Annotated in this window: 16 protein-coding genes; 3 read left to right on the top strand and 13 right to left on the bottom strand. The window is 73.9% G+C overall.

The genetic code is table 11. The features are described from left to right. Window positions 1-26 precede the first annotated feature (26 nt). Genes pcaDC through AC07FK_RS08290 form a run of 6 tightly spaced genes read right to left on the bottom strand, consistent with a single transcriptional unit; the run spans window position 27 to window position 5,902 of the window. Complete coding sequence (gene pcaDC, locus AC07FK_RS08315) at window positions 27-1,376, bottom strand: bifunctional 3-oxoadipate enol-lactonase/4-carboxymuconolactone decarboxylase PcaDC (protein WP_479103638.1); 1,350 nt, start codon at window positions 1,374-1,376, stop codon at window positions 27-29. 1 nt (window position 1,377) lies between these two features. Then, window positions 1,378-3,006, bottom strand: coding sequence for a lyase family protein (locus AC07FK_RS08310; protein ID WP_479103637.1), 1,629 nt, complete (start codon window positions 3,004-3,006; stop codon window positions 1,378-1,380). Further along, the gene (pcaG, locus tag AC07FK_RS08305; protein ID WP_479103635.1) at window positions 2,993-3,550 is read right to left on the bottom strand and encodes a protocatechuate 3,4-dioxygenase subunit alpha; all 558 of its coding nucleotides are present in this window, start codon (window positions 3,548-3,550) and stop codon (window positions 2,993-2,995) included. Before pcaG ends, AC07FK_RS08310 begins: the two co-directional genes overlap by 14 nt. Continuing rightward, entirely contained in the window at window positions 3,547-4,317 is a 771-nt protein-coding gene (gene pcaH / locus AC07FK_RS08300) for a protocatechuate 3,4-dioxygenase subunit beta (RefSeq protein ID WP_479103634.1), read from the bottom strand. Before pcaH ends, pcaG begins: the two co-directional genes overlap by 4 nt. Continuing rightward, window positions 4,314-5,084 (bottom strand): CoA-transferase subunit beta, encoded by a 771-nt coding sequence (locus AC07FK_RS08295; protein WP_479103633.1) that lies wholly within the window; start codon window positions 5,082-5,084, stop codon window positions 4,314-4,316. Before AC07FK_RS08295 ends, pcaH begins: the two co-directional genes overlap by 4 nt. After that, the gene (locus AC07FK_RS08290; RefSeq protein WP_479103632.1) at window positions 5,081-5,902 is read right to left on the bottom strand and encodes a CoA transferase subunit A; all 822 of its coding nucleotides are present in this window, start codon (window positions 5,900-5,902) and stop codon (window positions 5,081-5,083) included. The genes AC07FK_RS08295 and AC07FK_RS08290 overlap by 4 nt, the downstream gene beginning before the upstream one ends. A gap of 127 nt (window positions 5,903-6,029) precedes the next feature. On the opposite strand from AC07FK_RS08290, the gene AC07FK_RS08285 reads away from it, so the two are divergent. Together AC07FK_RS08285 and AC07FK_RS08280 are read left to right on the top strand one after the other, a co-directional pair. After that, a complete protein-coding gene (locus tag AC07FK_RS08285) occupies window positions 6,030-6,467 on the top strand; it encodes a MarR family winged helix-turn-helix transcriptional regulator (protein WP_479103630.1) in 438 nt (145 codons plus the stop codon). Window positions 6,468-6,670: 203 nt separating this feature from the next. Then, window positions 6,671-7,084: a VOC family protein gene (locus AC07FK_RS08280; protein WP_479103628.1), complete on the top strand. Its 414-nt coding sequence runs from the start codon at window positions 6,671-6,673 to the stop codon at window positions 7,082-7,084. Between the two features lie 28 nt (window positions 7,085-7,112). Here the strand turns inward: AC07FK_RS08280 and AC07FK_RS08275 are convergent, their stop codons facing one another. From AC07FK_RS08275 to AC07FK_RS08260, 4 genes are all read right to left on the bottom strand, one after another. After that, window positions 7,113-8,042 carry an oxidoreductase gene (locus tag AC07FK_RS08275; RefSeq protein ID WP_479103626.1) on the bottom strand — a complete coding sequence of 310 codons (930 nt, stop codon included), beginning with the start codon at window positions 8,040-8,042 and terminating at the stop codon, window positions 7,113-7,115. A gap of 97 nt (window positions 8,043-8,139) precedes the next feature. Further along, window positions 8,140-8,469 (bottom strand): nitrite reductase small subunit NirD, encoded by a 330-nt coding sequence (gene nirD / locus AC07FK_RS08270; protein WP_479103624.1) that lies wholly within the window; start codon window positions 8,467-8,469, stop codon window positions 8,140-8,142. Next, the gene (gene nirB, locus AC07FK_RS08265) at window positions 8,466-11,003 is read right to left on the bottom strand and encodes a nitrite reductase large subunit NirB (protein WP_479103622.1); all 2,538 of its coding nucleotides are present in this window, start codon (window positions 11,001-11,003) and stop codon (window positions 8,466-8,468) included. The genes nirD and nirB overlap by 4 nt, the downstream gene beginning before the upstream one ends. Window position 11,004: 1 nt before the next feature. After that, on the bottom strand, window positions 11,005-12,345 hold the full coding sequence (locus AC07FK_RS08260; protein WP_479103621.1) for an NAD(P)/FAD-dependent oxidoreductase: 1,341 nt from the start codon (window positions 12,343-12,345) through the stop codon (window positions 11,005-11,007). A gap of 330 nt (window positions 12,346-12,675) precedes the next feature. Between AC07FK_RS08260 and AC07FK_RS08255 the strand changes: the two genes are divergently transcribed. After that, window positions 12,676-13,458, top strand: coding sequence for a sulfite exporter TauE/SafE family protein (locus AC07FK_RS08255; protein ID WP_479103619.1), 783 nt, complete (start codon window positions 12,676-12,678; stop codon window positions 13,456-13,458). Between the two features lie 13 nt (window positions 13,459-13,471). On the opposite strand, the gene AC07FK_RS08250 is transcribed toward AC07FK_RS08255, so the two are convergent. From AC07FK_RS08250 to AC07FK_RS08240, 3 genes are all read right to left on the bottom strand, one after another. Continuing rightward, window positions 13,472-14,101: a class F sortase gene (locus AC07FK_RS08250; RefSeq protein ID WP_479103617.1), complete on the bottom strand. Its 630-nt coding sequence runs from the start codon at window positions 14,099-14,101 to the stop codon at window positions 13,472-13,474. Window positions 14,102-14,217: 116 nt separating this feature from the next. Beyond that, window positions 14,218-14,850 carry a hypothetical protein gene (locus AC07FK_RS08245; protein ID WP_479103616.1) on the bottom strand — a complete coding sequence of 211 codons (633 nt, stop codon included), beginning with the start codon at window positions 14,848-14,850 and terminating at the stop codon, window positions 14,218-14,220. A 313-nt stretch (window positions 14,851-15,163) separates the two neighbouring features. Further along, entirely contained in the window at window positions 15,164-15,970 is an 807-nt protein-coding gene (locus AC07FK_RS08240; protein ID WP_479103614.1) for an aminotransferase class IV, read from the bottom strand. Between the last annotated feature and the right edge of the window lie 79 nt (window positions 15,971-16,049).

Raw genomic sequence — 16,049 nt, 5'->3', positions numbered from 1 at the left:
ATCAACAACCGGTGAGCGGGAGGTGATCAGTCGTCGGACGGGTCGGACTGCTCGGACTGCTCGGACTGCTCGGGCCGGTCTGAGTCGTCGAATGCGTCGAGGGCGCCCAGCCGGTCGGGGTCGTCGAGGGCGTCGAGTGGGTCGGAGTCGTCGAGTGGGTCGGGCTGGTCGGGTGCGGCCTCGTAGGGGGCGTCCTGGTAGTCGGTGCGGTCCAGGTCGTCGAAGACGCTCTGGGCCGCGGCGAACGCCGCGTTCGCCGCCGGCACGCCGCAGTAGACCGCCGACTGGAGCAGGACCGCGCCGATCTCCTCCCGGCTCAGACCATTGGTCAGCGCCGCCCGCACGTGCAGCGCCAACTCCGCCTCGTGGCCGTGTGCGACGAGGGCGGTGAGGGTGACGCAGCTGCGGGTCCGCCGGTCCAGCGTTTCGTCGGTCCAGATCTCGCCCCAGGCGTACCGGGTGATGAAGTCCTGGAAGCGGGCCGTGAACGGCGTCGTACGGCCGATCGCGCGGTCCACGTGGGCCGGGCCGAGGACCGCCCTGCGCACGCGCAGACCGGCCGCGTGGCGGGACGCGTCGGTGTCGACGGGCGGCGGGGCGAAGTGGGCGAGCAGGGCGGCGGTCACCGTCTCGGGCTTCTCCACGCCGGCCAGATGGGCCGCGCCCGCGATTTCGAGCAGGCTCGATCCCGGGATGGCGTCGGCGATCTCGCGGGAGTGCGCGGGCGGCGTCGCCGGGTCGTCGCGCCCGGCGACCACGAGGGTCGGCGCGGCGACCGTGGGGAGCGCGCCGCGCAGGTCGTACGCCGCGAGGGCGTCGCAGCAGGCGGCGTAGCCGGCCGGGTCGGTCGCGCGCAGGTCCTCGATCAGCGCGTGGCCCAGGGGCGTCGAGGCGAACGAGGGGGCGAACCAGGTGCCGGGGCGGCTCGCCGCCATCGCCTCGGTGCCCTCGGCCCGTACGAGTGCGGCGCGGCCCCTCCAGGTCGCCGGCTCGCCGAAGCGGGCCGACGAGCAGACCACCGCGAGGGCGGTGACGCGCTCGGGGAAGTGCGTCGCCAGGTGCAGTCCCACGGCGCCGCCGATCGAGATTCCGGCGTACGCGAAGGACTCCCAGCCCTGCGCGTCGGCGGCGCGCAGGACGAGCGCCGCCAGGTCGGCGACGGTCGCGGTGCCGTCCAGCGGGATCAGTCCGGCGGGGGTGCCGCCGTGGCCCGGGAGGTCCCAGCGCAGGACGCGGTGGACGCGGGCCAGGGCGGCCGCCTGGGGCTCCCAGACGGCCAGCGAGGTGCCCACCGAGGGGCCGAGGATCAGCGGAGTGCCGGATTCCGGGCCGTCGAGGCGGACGTGGGGGAGGGGCTGGCTCCGAGGGGCGCTCATGTCAGTCAAGAGGGGGCTCCGGCTTTCGGTTCAGGGCCCGGTCCACCAGGGCCGCCGCGGAACCGGTGTATCGCGTGGGGTCGGTGAGGTGGGTGAGGTCGAGGTGTTCGGTGAGTTGTGGGAGGACGGCCGTGAGCGCCTCGGCCAGGGAGACGCCTTCGGCGGCGGTGCGGCGGGAGGCAGCGGTGAGCACTTCCCTGGCGCGGGCCCGGCCCAGGACGGGGGTCAGGGCGGCGGCCACCCGTTCGCTGACGATCAGGCCGTCGGTGAGGTCGAGGTTCGCGCGCATGCGGTCGCGGTGGACGCGCAGCCCCTCGGCCAGCTCGGCCGCGTGAGCCGCCGCGCCGCCGGCCAGGCGCAGCAGCTCGCGCAGGGGCTGCCATTCGGCGTGCCAGGCGCCCGCGGGGCGTTCGTCGCCGGCGGTGGCGAGGGAAGTGAGCAGTACGGAGGCCAGGGCCGGCGCCTGGTGGGCGGCGGAGGCGATCAGGGTGGCGTGGACCGGGTTGGCCTTGTGCGGCATGGCGGACGAGCCGCCGCCGGTGCGTTCGGAGAGCTCGGCGATCTCGGTGCGGGTGAGGGTGAGGACGTCCGTGGCGAGTTTGCCGAGGGCGGCGCAGGTGAAGGCCAGGGCGGTGGCCAGGTCGGCGGTGGGGGTGCGCAGGGTGTGCCAGGGGAGGTCGGGGGTGGCCAGGCCGAGCTCGGCGGCGTAGGCGGTGAGGAGGGCTGCGGCGGGGGGCGCGTCTGTGGTTGCGGGGGTGGTGCTGGTGCTGGTGCCGGTGCCCGGCCGGGCGGTGCCGGTTGCGGGGGCTTCGGGGTCGGTGCCGTTCCGGGGCGTCTCCTCGGGTGTCGAACGTTCGGGTACCGGGTGTGGTGCGGGGTGGTTGCGTTCGACGCCCTGCGGGGAGCGCCCCGGTACGTCCCCTCCTGGCACCGTGACGTCTTCGGCGGGGGTGGTGCGCGGTGCGTCCCCTCCTGGGGCGGTGGTGTCTTGGGCGGGGGTGGTGTGTGGTGCGTGCTCTGTGACGTTTTTGGTGGGGGGTGTCGTTGGGAAGGCGGCCAGTGTGCCTGCGGCTCCGCCCAGTTGTGCGGGGAGGGTGACGGCTCGCAGGCGGGTGTGGGCGTCCAGGGTCAGGCTGCGCCAGCCCGCCGCCTTCAGGCCGAACGTGGTGGGCACCGCGTGCTGGGTCAGGGTGCGGCCCGGCATGGGGGTGTCCCGGTGTTCCGCCGCCAGCGTGGCGAGGGCTGCCGCGGTGCGGGCCAGGTCCGCGGTGATGAGGGGCAGCGTGCGCGCGGCGACCAGCATCATCGCCGTGTCGACGATGTCCTGGCTCGTGGCTCCCCGGTGCACGTACGGCGCCGCCTCGGGGCCGGCCGCCGCCGTGAGGGCGGCCACCAGGGGGATCACGGGGTTGCCGCCGGACCTCGCGCGCAGGGCCAGGTCGCGTACGTCGAAGCGCTCGGCCCGCGCCGCCGCCGTGACGGCCTCGCCCGCCCGGACGGGCCCCTGGACGCGCGTCAGGGCGGCCTCGGCGTCCAGCATCGCCTGGAGCAGTGCCACGTCGCCGGTCGTCTCCTCGGCCGCCGTGCCCGCCCGCACGGGGGAGAGGAGGCCGTGGTCAGGCGAAGTCAAGGAAGACCGTCTCTTCCTCGCCCTGGAGGCGGATGTCGAAGCGGTGGGTGCGGTGCGGTTCGGGCCGGGCGATCAGTGTCGCGCGGCGCTCGGGAGTCAGCGAGGCGAGCAGCGCGTCCGGGCCGTCGGCGAGGTACGCGCGGGTGAAGAGGTGGTGCGTCAGGCCGCGCGCGAAGACGCACACGCTGATGTACGGGACGGACGGCGCCCCCGGCGCGAGGGTGCGGAGCGCGTAGTGGCCGTCCGCGTCGGTCGCCACCCGGCCGAACCCGGTGAACCCCACGCCGTCGCGGCCGAGGAAGCCGCCGGTCACGGGATCGCGGCGCATCGACCCCGGGGCGCCGGCCAGGGAGCCGTCGGGGCCGGCCTGCCAGAACTCGACCAGCGCGTCCGGGACCGGCTCCCCGGCGCCGTCGCGGACGTACCCGTGCAGGGTGATGCCGTCGGGGTGCCCCGCGGGGGCCATGTCGCCGCCTCCCGGGAACGGCAGGGCGTACCCGTAGAAGGGACCGACGGTGTGCGAAGGGGTGGGCGGGTGCGTCATCGGGGGCCTTCCTCGAACCAGGTCGCCGAGGGTCCGTCGAGGACGATGTCCCAGCGGTAGCCCAGGGAGTGTCCGGGGCGGGAGAGGGAGTGGTCGTACGCCGCGACCAGCCGGGCGCGGGCCGCGTCGTCCGTCACGGACTGGAGGATCGGGTCGTAGGCGAAGAGCGGGTCGCCGGGGAAGTACATCTGCGTGACCAGGCGCTGGGTGAAGGCCGTGCCGAAGAGGGAGAAGTGGATGTGGGCGGGGCGCCAGGCGTTCTCGTGGTTGCGCCAGGGGTACGCGCCCGGCTTGACGGTGGTGAAGCCGTACGAGCCGTCGTCGCCCGTCAGCACCCGCCCCACGCCCGTGAAGTTCGGGTCGAGCGGCGCGGGGTGCTGGTCGCGCTGGTGGGCGTACCGGCCGGAGGCGTTGGCCTGCCACAGCTCGACGAGCTGGCCGGCGACGGGGCGGCCGGTGCTGTCGAGGACGCGGCCGGAGACGGTGATGCGCTCGCCGAGCGGCTCGCCGGTGTGCTGCCGGGTCAGGTCGTGGTCCAGCTCGGTGACGTCGGTGCGGCCGAAGACGGGCCCGGACAGCTCGACGGTCTCCGGATCGCCGTTGACGGCCACCAGCGGTTGCCCGGGGTGGCGCAGGAGGGTGCTGCGGTACGGCGGGAAGTCGCGCGGCGGGTGGTGTGCGGCGGGGGCGCCGGCGGCCCGCGCGCGTGCGTGACGTGCGCGGATCTCGGCGAGCTCGCCGTCGATGTCGGCCTGGGTGAGGGTCACTGGTCTTCCTCTCCCGCGGACTTCAGGGCGCGCAGGGCGTCCAGTTCGGCGGCGGTCGGGGGTTCGGTGACCCCGACGGTGTCCGCGCACCGCAGCCGCCAGCCGGTGGCCGCCCGTGCCTGCTCGACGGTGACGCCGGGGTGCAGTGCGGTCAGGACGAGCTCGGCGGTCGCCGGGTCCGGCCGCAGGATGCCGAGGTCGGTGATGACGGCGACCGGGCCGGCGCCCGGCATGCCGAGCGCCGCGCGGTCACCGGGGCCCGAGCCGTGGCCGAGCGTCGTGACGAAGTCCAGCTTCGGCACGAAGTTGCGGGTGGAGTGGCGCAGGACCATCAGCACCTTGCCGCAGTTGGACGCGATCTCGGGTGCGCCGCCCGCCCCCGGCAGGCGGCCTTCCGGCCTGTCCGGGCCGCGGTCGACGACCGTCGTGTTGATGTTGGCGAAACGGTCGACCTGGGCGGCCCCGAGGAAACCCACGTCGATGCGGCCGCCCTGGAGCCAGTAGTTGAACATCTCCGGTACGGGCACCACCGCGTCGGCGGTCTCGGCCAGCTCGCCGTCGCCGATGGACAGCGGCAGTCGGGTCGGCTTGGAGCCGATCGTCCCGGACTCGTAGATCAGCACGAGGCCCGGGTTGACGGTGGCGCGCGCGAGGTTGGCGGCGGTGGACGGCAGGCCGATGCCGACGAAGCAGGTGCGCGCCCCGGCCAGCGCGCGGGCCGCGTTCACCTCCATCAGCTCGTCGCGGGTGAAGTCCTCGGTGGTCATCGGGCGACAGCCCCTTCGGTGCGTACGTTCTCGTCGATCCAGCGGACAAAGGCGCTCCGGTCCCGGGCGATCGGGTCCCACGCCTGGTAGAAGGCGTTGTCGCGCACCGTGTAGCCGGTGGCGTACGACGGGTGCGCGCCGCCCGGCACGACGGCGACCGCGTCGATCACCCAGGTCGGCAGGACGACGCCGCCGGGCCGGGGCGTCAGCTCGTCGACGACCTCCTCGACGGTGACGAGCACCCGGCCGGCGGCCAGCGCGGCCTCCTTCTGGACACCGGTCAGGCCCCACAGCTGGACGTTGCCCCGCCGGTCGGCCCGCTGGGCGTGGATGACCGTGACGTCGGGATTGAGCGCGGCGACGGCGGCCAGTTCCTCACCGGTGAACGGGCAGACGACCGAGGAGACCGTGTCCGTACGGGTGGCGAGGTCGGAACCGCGGTAGCCGCGCAGTACGGCGAACGGCAGGCGCGAGGCGCCCGCGACGTACCGGTTCGCCATGCCGGCGTGGCTGTGCTCGTCCAGCTCAAGGGGGCGCGGCCAGCCGTTCTCGACGGCGTCGCGGAAGCGGTGGAGGGAGCCTACGCCCGGGTTGCCGCCCCAGGAGAAGATCAGCTTCCGCACCAGGCCGGCGCCGATGAGCTGGTCGTAGATCACGTCCGGGGTCATCCGGGCGAGGGTCAGGTCGGTGATGCCCTGACGGATGATCTCGTGCGCCGCCGCGTAGGGGATCAGGTGGGTGAAGCCCTCCATGGCGAGGGTGTCCCCCGTGTGGACGAGGTCCGCCACGGCGTCGTGCAGGCTGCGTATCTCGGCCATCGTCACTCACTCCGCGAGTTGCTCAGTGCACTGACTATTTTCGTGTCGAGGCCGTAGACTTCCACCGAGTTCCGCTCACGTCAATGGCTCAGTACACGGAGCAATAACCCGATTGCAGGAGGCCCGCATGGCTGCGGTCGATCTGAGCACGCACCCCGGGCACCTCGCCCGGCGGCTGCAGCAGGCGCACACGCTGCTGTGGACGACGATGGTGTCGGAGGAGACCACCTCCCCGCAGTTCGCCGTGCTCAACGCCCTGGTCGAGAAGCCGGACATCGACCAGCGCACCCTGAGCGAGCAGGTCCACCTCGACCGTTCGACCATCGCGGACCTGGTGGCGCGCCTCGGCCGGCGCGGTCTGCTGGAGCGGGTGCGCGACCCGCGCGACGGCCGGCGCAACGTACTGAAGCTCACGGACGAGGGCGCGTCGGTGCACCGCCGGCTCGTCGCCCGCACCGCGCGCATGAACCGGGTCTTCCTCGCCCCCCTGGACGAGGGGGAGCAGGAGACGCTGCTGCGCCTGATCGGCCGGGTCGCGGACGCGGCGGAAGAGCTGCGGGGCTGAAGCTTTCGGACGCCTCCGGGACGCCCACGCCGGGACGGGCGTGGCGCGGCCGCACGACGGAGTTTTTCTGCGAGTTTCCGTTCGGGCGATGAGTTTCGCGCGGGCCCCGGGTCTGTCCCTGTGCACGGCGAACGGCGGCCACCCGCCCGACCCGGAGAAGCCCGACCCGGAGATGTCCGACCCAGAGAAGAGAGAGACAGCTCATGAACCAGATGATCTTCGTGAACCTGCCGGTCAAGAACCTCGACACCACCAAGACCTTCTTCGGCAAGCTCGGGTTCTCGTTCAACCCCCAGTTCAGCGACGACACGACCGCCTGTCTGGTCATCAGCGACACGATCTTCGCCATGCTGCTCACCGAGCCGCGCTTCAAGGAGTTCACCAAGAAGGAGATCGCGGACACGAGCACGACCACGGAGGTCCTGCTCGCGCTCAGCGCCGAGAGCCGGGAGAAGGTCGACGAGCTGGCCGACACCGCCCTCGCGTCCGGCGGGTCCCCCGCGAGCGACCCCCAGGACCACGGCTTCATGTACGGCCGCTCCTTCCAGGACCCCGACGGTCACACGTGGGAGGTCGTCTGGATGGACCCGGCCGCCGTCGAGGGCGGGCAGGGCTGAACCCATTCAGGAGGCGTACCCGAGGGCCTCAGGACGTGAGGCCCTCGTACGTCACCCCGGTGAGCTGCTCCGACGCCACCCACAGCCGTTCGCTCGCCACGTCGTCGCGGGTCCAGGCCGCGCGCCACGACCTCGCGGGCGCGCCCCGCAGCCCCTGGATCCTCGGCCCGGTGAACGAGTCGGGCCGCACGCCGGGCGCGGTCGCCGCGTACAGCGTGGGCAGGGCGCCGGACTCGGCCGGCTGGGCGATGATCCTGTTCCCCAGCTCCACGATCCGCTCGGCCGTCCTGCGGCCCTCCATCCGCGCCCCGGCGGCCTGCAGGTTCGTACGGGCGTAGCCGGGGTGGGCGGCCGCCGCCACGACACCGGAGCCGGCCGCGGAGAGCCGCCCCGCCAGCTCGTGGGTGAAGAGCAGGTTCGCCGTCTTGGAGCGGCCGTAGGCGATCCAGCGCCGGTACGCGCGCTCGCTGTTCAGGTCGCCGATGTCGATGTTCGCCAGGGCGTGCAGGCCGCTGGAGACGGTCACGACGCGGGACCCGGGAGTGCGCAGCAGGTGCGGCAGCAGCAGTCCGGTGAGCGCGAAGTGCCCGAGGTGGTTCACGCCGAACTGCGTCTCGAAGCCGTCGGCCGTCCGTCCGTACGGGAGCGCCATGACGCCCGCGTTGTTGACGAGCAGATCGAGGCGCTCGTCGGCGTAGGCGTCGGCGAAGGCCCGGACGGACGACAGGTCCGCCAGGTCCAGCGGCGTGAACTCGACCGCCGCGGACGGGATGTCGCGGGTGATGCGCGCCGCGGCCTCCTTGCCGCGCGGCTCGCTGCGGCACGCGAGGAGCACGCGCGCCCCGCGGCGGGCCAGTTCGCGCGCGGTGACGAGCCCGATGCCGCTGTTGGCCCCGGTGACCACGGCCGTACGGCCGCTCTGGTCGGGGATGTCGCTCGCACTCCAGCCGGTCGTCATGGGGCCAGCGTACGGCCGGGGGCCCGAGGACCCGGTCCTCGGGCGCCCGCCCCCCGGCCGCGGGCCGCGGGAGCCGGCGTACCGTGCGAAACGCCGGTCAAGCCGCTGCGACGCGTACCGCGAACGTCTGCACCGTGACCGTGTCGTCGTCCAGGCAGTGCCCCGTCTCCAGATCGAAGCGCTGCTTGAGCAGCGGCGAGGCGACGAAGGGACGGCCGTCCGCGGACCCGATCAGCCCCCGGGACAGCACCTGCGCGCCGGAGAACGGGTCGCGGTTGTCGATGGCGTACGGGCGTCCCCTGCGGTCCGTGAACAGGGCCGCCTGGCGGCCGTCGGGGAGGAGCGCCGCCACGCCGCGCCCCGGTGTGAGGGCGGACACGTCGCAGGCGGTGAACCAGGAGTCGTCGATGCGCAGTTGCAGGGTCATCCGGCACGGGTCCCTTCGAGGGTGAGGACGGTGAGGTCCGGCTTCATCTGGTCGCGCTCGGGAACGAACCGCACCGACGGGTCCGGCGCGTCGGGAGCGTTGACGAACGAGACGAACCGGGAGAGCCGCTCGGGGTCGTTGATGGTCTCGGCCCACTCGTCGCGGTAGCCGGACACATGGGCGGCCATCAGGGCTTCCAGCTGGTCGCAGAGGCCGAGCGAGTCGTGCACGACGACGTCCCTGAGATGGTCCAGGCCGCCCTCCAGCCGCTCCAGCCAGGTGGACGTGCGCTCCAGGCGGTCCGCGGTGCGGATGTAGAACATCAGGAACCGGTCGATGAGCCGCACCAGTTCGGCGTCCGAGAGGTCCTGGGCCAGCAGGTCGGCGTGGCGCGGGGTCGCGCCGCCGTTGCCGCCGACGTACAGGTTCCAGCCGTTCGCGGTGGCGATCACGCCGAAGTCCTTGGACTGCGCCTCGGCGCACTCGCGCGCGCATCCCGAGACCGCCGACTTCAGCTTGTGCGGCGCGCGCAGGCCCCGGTAGCGCAGCTCCAGGTCGATGGCCATCCGGACGCTGTCCTGGACGCCGTAACGGCACCAGGTCTGGCCGACACAGGACTTGACCGTCCGGAGCGCCTTTCCGTAGGCGTGTCCCGACTCGAAGCCGGCGTCCACCAGGCGCGTCCAGATCAGCGGGAGCTGGTCGACCCGGGCGCCGAACAGGTCGATGCGCTGGCCGCCCGTGATCTTCGTGTAGAGGCCGAAGTCGCGGGCCACCTCGCCGATCACGATCAGCTTCTCGGGGGTGACCTCACCGCCCGGGATGCGCGGCACGATCGAGTACGAGCCGTTGCGCTGCATGTTGGCGAGGAAGTGGTCGTTGGTGTCCTGGAGGGCGGCCTGTTCCCCGTCGAGGATGTAGCCGCTGTTCAGGCTGGCGAGGATCGAGCCGACCGTCGGCTTGCAGACCTCGCAGCCGTCGCCGCCCCGGGCCGTCTCGCGGCCGTGCGAGTCGAGAAGCTCGGCGTACGAGGTGATCCGCAGGGTGCGGACGATCTCGTACAGCTCGGAGCGCGTGTGCGGGAAGCAGGCGCACAGGCCCTTGTCACCGGTCTGCGGGAGCAGCTGGCCGATCAGCTTGACGCAGCTGCCGCAGCCCGTGCCCGCCTTGGTGCACTTCTTCACCTCGGGCATCGTGGAGCAGGCGGTGACCTGGCCCTTGGTGACGTTGTGGCAGTTGCAGACGACCGCGTCGTCGGGCAGGGACGACGGGCCGAGGGTGACCTGCCCGCTGCCCGCCGGCGCGATCAGCTGTTCCGGTGCGACGGGCGGTACGGAACCGGTGAGCGGCCGCAGCATCGCGTACGCGTCGGCGTCACCGACCAGGACGCCGCCGAGGAGCGCGCCGTCGGGGCTGACCACGAGCTTCTTGTAGACGCCCGAGCGCGAGTCGGAGTACGTGACGTCCAGGCAGCCCTCCGCGTGGCCGTGGGCGTCGCCGAAGGACGCCACGTCGACGCCGAGGAGCTTCAGCTTGGTGGACATGTCCGCACCCGTGAACGCGCGGCCGGCGGCCGTCGCCCCGGACGCCTCCGCGAGCGTTCCCGTGATCGTCTCGGCGGCCGTCTCGGCCATCTCGTACCCGGGGGCGACGAGGCCGTACACCCGGCCGTCCACCGCCATGGCGCACTCGCCGATCGCGTAGACCGAGGGGTCGGACGTGCGGCACTGCTCGTCGACGGCGATGCCGCCCCGCTCGCCGACCGACAGGCCGCAGTCCCTGGCCAGCTGGTCGCGCGGCCGTACACCCGCCGAGAACACGACCATGTCGGTCTCCAGCGTCGAACCGTCCGAGAGGGACATGCCGTTGACCGCGCCGGAGTCGTCCGTGGTCACGGCCTGGGTGCCGACGCCCGTGTGGACCGTCAGCCCCATGCCCTCGATCGTGCGCAGCAGGGCGGCGCCGCCGCCCTCGTCGACCTGGACGGGCATCAGGCGGGGAGCGAACTCCACCACGTGCGTGGCGAGGCCCAGCCCGCTGAGCGCGCCCGCCGCCTCCAGGCCGAGCAGCCCGCCGCCGACGACCGCCCCCGTGCGCGCCGTCTTCGCGTACGCCTCGATCGCCAGGAGGTCCTCGATGGTGCGGTAGACGAAGCAGCCTTCCGCGTCCTTCCCGGGAACGGGCGGTACGAAGGGGTACGAACCGGTGGCGAGCACCAGCGTGTCGTACGTGAAGGTGCGTCCGGCACGCGAGGTGACCGTCCGCGCCTCGCGGTCGACCGCCGTCGCCGGGTCGTCCAGGTGCAGCTCGATCCCGTGCCGCTCGATGAAGCCGGGCTCGCCCATGGCGAGCTCGTCCGGGGTGCGGCCGGAGAAGTACGAGGTCAGCTGGACGCGGTCGTACGCGGGCCGGGGCTCCTCGCACAGGACGACGATCCGCGCCCGCTCGGTCACGCCGCGCTCGGCGAGGGCCTCGAGGAAGCGCTGGCCGACCATGCCGTGGCCGACGACCACGATCGTGGGTGGTGTGGACATCTCAGGCGCCTCCAAGCAGGTGGAACAACGGGGTGGAGGGGAGCGGCTCGTCGCCCTCCCAGGTGCGGGCGAGTTCGCCGACGGCGCCGAGATCGCCCAGCAGGATGCCGCCGATCAGCCGGTCGCCGCGGACGACGACCTTCCGGTACGCGCCACGGGTGGCGTCGGCGAGGCGGACGACGTCGTCGCCGGGGAGTGGGTTGGTCTCGCCGAAGGCGGCGAGGTCGAGCGGCCCGGCGCCGGTGCCGGCGCCGCCGCTGTGGAGTGTGAGCCGGGTGAGGGCCCGGGTGCCGGTGTAGCGCGGCGGGTTGCCGCCCGCCGTGCCGGCGACCGCCGCGGCGGACCTCGCGGACACCGCCGCGGCGACTCCCACGCGCTCTGCCGCCGGCGTGGCCGGCGCGGCGGCCGGGGCCGGGTCGAGCAGCAGCGCGGCCAGGATGTCGGCCTGTTCGAGGGCGGGGCCCGCGAGACCGTACACGCGGCCGTCGTGCTCGGCGCAGTCGCCGATGGCCCGGATGTGCGGATCGGAGGTGCGCAGCTCGTCGTCGACGACGACGCCGTGCCGCACGTCGAGGCCCGCGGCCCGCGCGAGGCCGACGCGGGGGCGTACGCCGCACGCCAGCACGACCAGGTCGGCGTCGAGGGCGTACCCGTCGGCCAGTTCGACGGCCCGCACCGTGCCGGCGCCCTCGCCGGCCTCGCAGCGCAGGCCGCGCACCCGGCACTCGGTGTGGACCTCGACGCCCAGCGTCTCCAGGTGGCCGCGCAGCAGTTCGCTCGCGGCGGGGTCGAGCTGGCGCTGCATGAGGTGCTCGCCCTGCTGGGCCAGTACCACCTGGGCGCCGCGTTCCGCGAGCGCGCGGGCCGCCGAGACGCCGAGGAGGCCGCCGCCGATGACGACCGCGCGGGTGCCCTCGCGCACGGCGGCCGCCAGGGACAGGCAGTCGTCCAGCGTGCGGAAGGGGTGGACGCCGTCGGGGAGGTCGGCGCCGAGGCCGCGCAGGGGCGGCAGGACGGGGTTGGAGCCGGTCGCGAGGACGAGGGTGCCGTACGGGACGGCGCTGCCGTCGTCGCACAGCACCACCCGCTCGGCACGGTCGATGCGGACGACCCGCACCCCGCGCCGCACCGGCGTCGCCGGCTGGGCGATGACCTCGGGCCCGTAGCGGCCGGCGAGTACCTCGGCGAGCAGGACCCTGTTGTACGGGGCGTGCTCCTCCTCGCCGATGACGGTGACCGTGGGCGCCGTCGGCGCCGCGGCCGGGGCGGTCCGGCGGGTCAGCTGCCGGGCCAGCCGGGCACCCGCCGTCCCGCCGCCGATCACCACGATGTCCTTGCTCATGCCAGCAGCCTGCGGGGGCGGTGTTACCCGGCCGCATCCCGTCTGTTTCCCGCGGGGAACACTGCGCTCAGCGCCACGCGCACGGCACTGTGAGGGGTGGAAGAGGGGTGGCCGGCCGGCGAGGGTGCCGGGCCCGAGGGCCCGTGCGCAGCCGGAAGCCGTCGGAACACCGGGCTCGCTTCCCGGGAAGCCGCCGGAGGACCGGGCCCGCTTCCAGGGGGAGCCGCCGGGGGCACCGGCCCGGGGCGGCCCGCCGCCGAACCTCAGATGTCGCTCAAGGTTGCGGCGATGGATGGACGCCGTGCGCCCGCCCTCCCTAGGGTCGCGATCATGCCCGACATATCGCTGACCACGCTCGTCGTCCTGTGCCTCGCCGCCGCGGCGGCCGGCTGGATCGACGCGGTGGTGGGAGGCGGCGGGCTGCTGCTCCTGCCCGCCCTGCTGCTCGGCCTGCCCCAGGTGCCCGCCGCGCACATCCTCGGCACCAACAAGGCCGTGGCCATCGTCGGCACGTCCGGCGCCGCGGTGACCTACCTGCGCAAGGCGCCGGTGGAGGTCGGGACGGCGGTACGGACAGGGCTCACCGCCCTCGCGGGCTCCATGGCCGGCGCGTTCTTCGCGGCCGGGATCAGCAGCGACGTACTGCGCCCCGTGATCATGGTGGTGCTGCTCGCCGTCGCGGCCTTCGTGCTCCTGCGGCCCTCCTTCGGCCGCACCGCCGACGACGCCGGGAAGCCGGTCACCCGGGCCCGTACCGTCACCGCGATCGTCCTCGTCGGCGGCGGCATCGGCTTCTACGACGGCCTGTTCGGCCCCGGCACGGGCACGTTCCTCGTCCTGGCGCTGACCGCCGTGCTCCACCTCGACCTGGTGACCGCCTCGGCCAACGCCAAGATCGTCAATGTCTGCACCAACGCCGGCGCGCTCGCGATGTTCGCCTATCAGGGAACCGTCCTGTGGCAGCTCGCCGCCCTGATGGCGGTCTTCAACCTCGCCGGCGCGACGGCGGGCGCGCGGACCGCGCTCAGGAAGGGCAGCGAGTTCGTGCGCGGGGTGCTGCTGGTGGTGGTCCTCTCGCTGGTCGCGAAGCTGGCCTTCGACCAGTGGACGTAACGCTGCCCGACGCCTACCGCACGGCGGTCAGGTGCGCGTACGCCACCACGTTCCCCCGGTAGCCGGTCTTCTCGGAGAACGTGCCGCCGCAGGTGATCACCCGCAGCTCCGCCTGCCCCGAATCGGCGTACACCCGCTCCTCCGGGAAGTCCTCGCTGTCGTACACCTCGACGGCGTCGATCGTGAAGACGGCGGTACGCCCGTCCTTGCGCACCACCTCGACCGTGTGCCCCTTCCGCAGGGCGCCGAGGTGGTAGAAGACGGCCGGTCCCCGTGCGTTGTCGACGTGCCCGGCGACGACCGACGTGCCCCTGGCGCCGGGCGGAGTGCCGTTCTCGAACCAGCCGGCCAGGTTGCGGTCCCCGGCGGGCGGTACGTCCAGACTGCCGTCGGGCGCGAGTCCGAGACGCATGACGGGCGCGTCCACCCGCACGGCGGGTATGCGGATCCGCACGGGGTCGGAGGGGCGCAGGGGTTCGGCCGGCGGGACAGCGCTGCGGGGGACGTGCCGGGATCCGGCGGCGAACGCCTCGGCGGACGACGGCCGGGGCGGGTCCTGCCCCGCGAGACCGTTCTGGATCAGCCAGAGGCCGGTGCAGACGCCGATGGCGACGAGGCCGCCCTTCGTACGCCGGTCCGTCATCGGTGATCACCTCCAGTCCAGCCGTGCCACGCCCCGCGTGCCCCCGCCCGGCTCGGGGACCAGGCGGAGGCACGGGGAACCGCGGCGGTACGGACGCGGGCGGCGGAGCCGGCCCGTCAGCGGTCCCGCGCGCCGCTCGCCCGGCGGCGCAGGAGCCACGTACCGCCGACGGCGGCGGTGACGGCCAGTACGGCCGCACCCGCCGCGATCTGGGTGGTGTCGGCGTCCGCCGCCCCGCCGAGGCCGGTCCTGACGTGGCCGGTGGGGTGCGTGGGCCGGTGGGCGGGGTCCTGTCCGCCCTTTTCGTGACCGCCGTCCTGGTGACCGCCCTGGTCGTGGCGGCGCGGATCGTGCTGCCCCGGATCGTGGTGCGTGGGCTCGGGCGCCGGACCGGCGGTCACGGTCAGCCGGCCCTCGGCGGTGTTGCCGTTGTCGCAGGCCACCGCGATGTCGTGGGTGCCCTCCGGGGCGTCCGGGGGAAGTCGGAACTGCCCCGTGACGGACTCCTTGTGGGTCGCGGGCCGCAGGGCGAAGTCGCCGGCCCCGACGGCGTTGGCGTCGCCCGTACCGCCGCTGTCGAAACCGCAGGCGGTGGTGTTCACCGTGACGGTCTCGCCGGGGCCCGCCGTGGCGGGGTGCACCTCCAGCGTGTGCTGCGGAGTGTCGTTCTCGGCGTACGCCGGTACCGCGCCGAGGCCCGCCGCGGCGGCCGCCAGCGCGGTACCGGCCAGCAGAAGTGCAGGGCGCATGGTGATTCCTCCCGGAAGCGTCGGTACGGCACTCCCTCCGAGATAAGTGGCGGTCCGCGCCGCGCGCCTGCTGAGGCCGGGTCAGATCGCCCGTCCCACCGGCGCGACGCGCCCCACCGGCGCGGCGTTCACCCAGGTCAGCGACCGGGCGGCGGCGCACCCCACGGCCCACCCCGCCCTGCGCCCCGAACGGGTGACGGCCGGCACCCGGGGACACCGGACACGCGTTCCCCGGTGCATCTCGGGGGTGGCTGTACGGCGCGTTCCCCGGTACGCGTCGGAGACGTTGTCCGGTGCGTACCGAAGGCGTTCCTCAGACGCGCTCCCAGGGTGTCGCCCGGTACACGGACGCGACCGTCCTCATCAGTTCCTCGTCGACCGCGAACTCCACCGCGTCGATCCGCCGCACCGGGGCCATGCCCTGCGAGTTCGTCACGAACGCCGCCCGGTACGCGCCGAGACCGTCCAGCGACACCGGGCCCCGCACCGACGGCAGACCGGCCTGCGGCAGGCCGGTCTCCAGCAGGGCCATGGTGACGCCGTGCAACGAGGGCGCGTCGGGCCAGACGACCGAAGTTCCGTCGTAGAAAGCGATGTTGGTGACCGCTCCCTCCGTGACCACCCCGCCGTGGGCGGTCAGCAGCGCGTCGTCGAAGCCCGCCTCCCGGGCGAGCCGGCCGTAGTGGGTCTGGGCGAAGCCGCCCAGGTGCTTGAGGTGCGGGAAGGGGCGCGCGTACGGGACGGACATGAGGGCCTGCGGCGTCGGCGGCATGGCGGCGGGCGGGCGGACGGTGACCATCAGGGTGGCGGCCTCCGCGCCGGGCGCCCGGAACACGTACACGCGCACGGCGGCGTCGCGCGTCCCGGCTCCGTCGAGCGCGGACCGCACCCGCTCGCGTACCAGCTCCCCGTCCAGTCCGGCGCCGAACACCTCGCGGGTGGCGGCGTCGAGCCGCGCGAGGTGCAGCGCCAGCCCCCGCACCCCGCCGTCGCGCACCTGCATCGCGGTGAAGTGGGCGTAACCGCCGTACAGGGCGGGGACGAGGAGGTCGTCCGCCGTGGCGGCCCGGCGGCCGTCGATCTCGACGTACGGGGCGGCGACAGAGGGAGGGCTGGTCATGCCACCACCGTAAAGGGGAGCGTGCGGCGGGCGTCGGCCGTCCCGCGCCCCGTCACGGAGCGGGAGAACACCCGCCGGG

Source organism: Streptomyces sp. NPDC046122 (assembly GCF_056429965.1).
The sequence above is the reverse complement of the archived record's forward strand: the minus strand, read 5'-3'. Positions and strand labels throughout refer to the sequence as shown.

Coding starts and splice junctions, on each gene's coding strand:
- nirB (WP_479103622.1), bottom strand. CDS start 11,003: ATGTCCACACCACCCACGATCGTGGTCGTCGGCCACGGCATGGTCGGC.
- AC07FK_RS08285 (WP_479103630.1), top strand. CDS start 6,030: ATGGCTGCGGTCGATCTGAGCACGCACCCCGGGCACCTCGCCCGGCGG.
- nirD (WP_479103624.1), bottom strand. CDS start 8,469: ATGACCCTGCAACTGCGCATCGACGACTCCTGGTTCACCGCCTGCGAC.
- AC07FK_RS08250 (WP_479103617.1), bottom strand. CDS start 14,101: ATGACGGACCGGCGTACGAAGGGCGGCCTCGTCGCCATCGGCGTCTGC.
- AC07FK_RS08295 (WP_479103633.1), bottom strand. CDS start 5,084: ATGACCACCGAGGACTTCACCCGCGACGAGCTGATGGAGGTGAACGCG.
- AC07FK_RS08260 (WP_479103621.1), bottom strand. CDS start 12,345: ATGAGCAAGGACATCGTGGTGATCGGCGGCGGGACGGCGGGTGCCCGG.
- AC07FK_RS08280 (WP_479103628.1), top strand. CDS start 6,671: ATGAACCAGATGATCTTCGTGAACCTGCCGGTCAAGAACCTCGACACC.
- pcaDC (WP_479103638.1), bottom strand. CDS start 1,376: ATGAGCGCCCCTCGGAGCCAGCCCCTCCCCCACGTCCGCCTCGACGGC.
- AC07FK_RS08290 (WP_479103632.1), bottom strand. CDS start 5,902: ATGGCCGAGATACGCAGCCTGCACGACGCCGTGGCGGACCTCGTCCAC.
- AC07FK_RS08255 (WP_479103619.1), top strand. CDS start 12,676: ATGCCCGACATATCGCTGACCACGCTCGTCGTCCTGTGCCTCGCCGCC.
- AC07FK_RS08275 (WP_479103626.1), bottom strand. CDS start 8,042: ATGACGACCGGCTGGAGTGCGAGCGACATCCCCGACCAGAGCGGCCGT.
- pcaG (WP_479103635.1), bottom strand. CDS start 3,550: ATGACGCACCCGCCCACCCCTTCGCACACCGTCGGTCCCTTCTACGGG.
- AC07FK_RS08245 (WP_479103616.1), bottom strand. CDS start 14,850: ATGCGCCCTGCACTTCTGCTGGCCGGTACCGCGCTGGCGGCCGCCGCG.
- AC07FK_RS08240 (WP_479103614.1), bottom strand. CDS start 15,970: ATGACCAGCCCTCCCTCTGTCGCCGCCCCGTACGTCGAGATCGACGGC.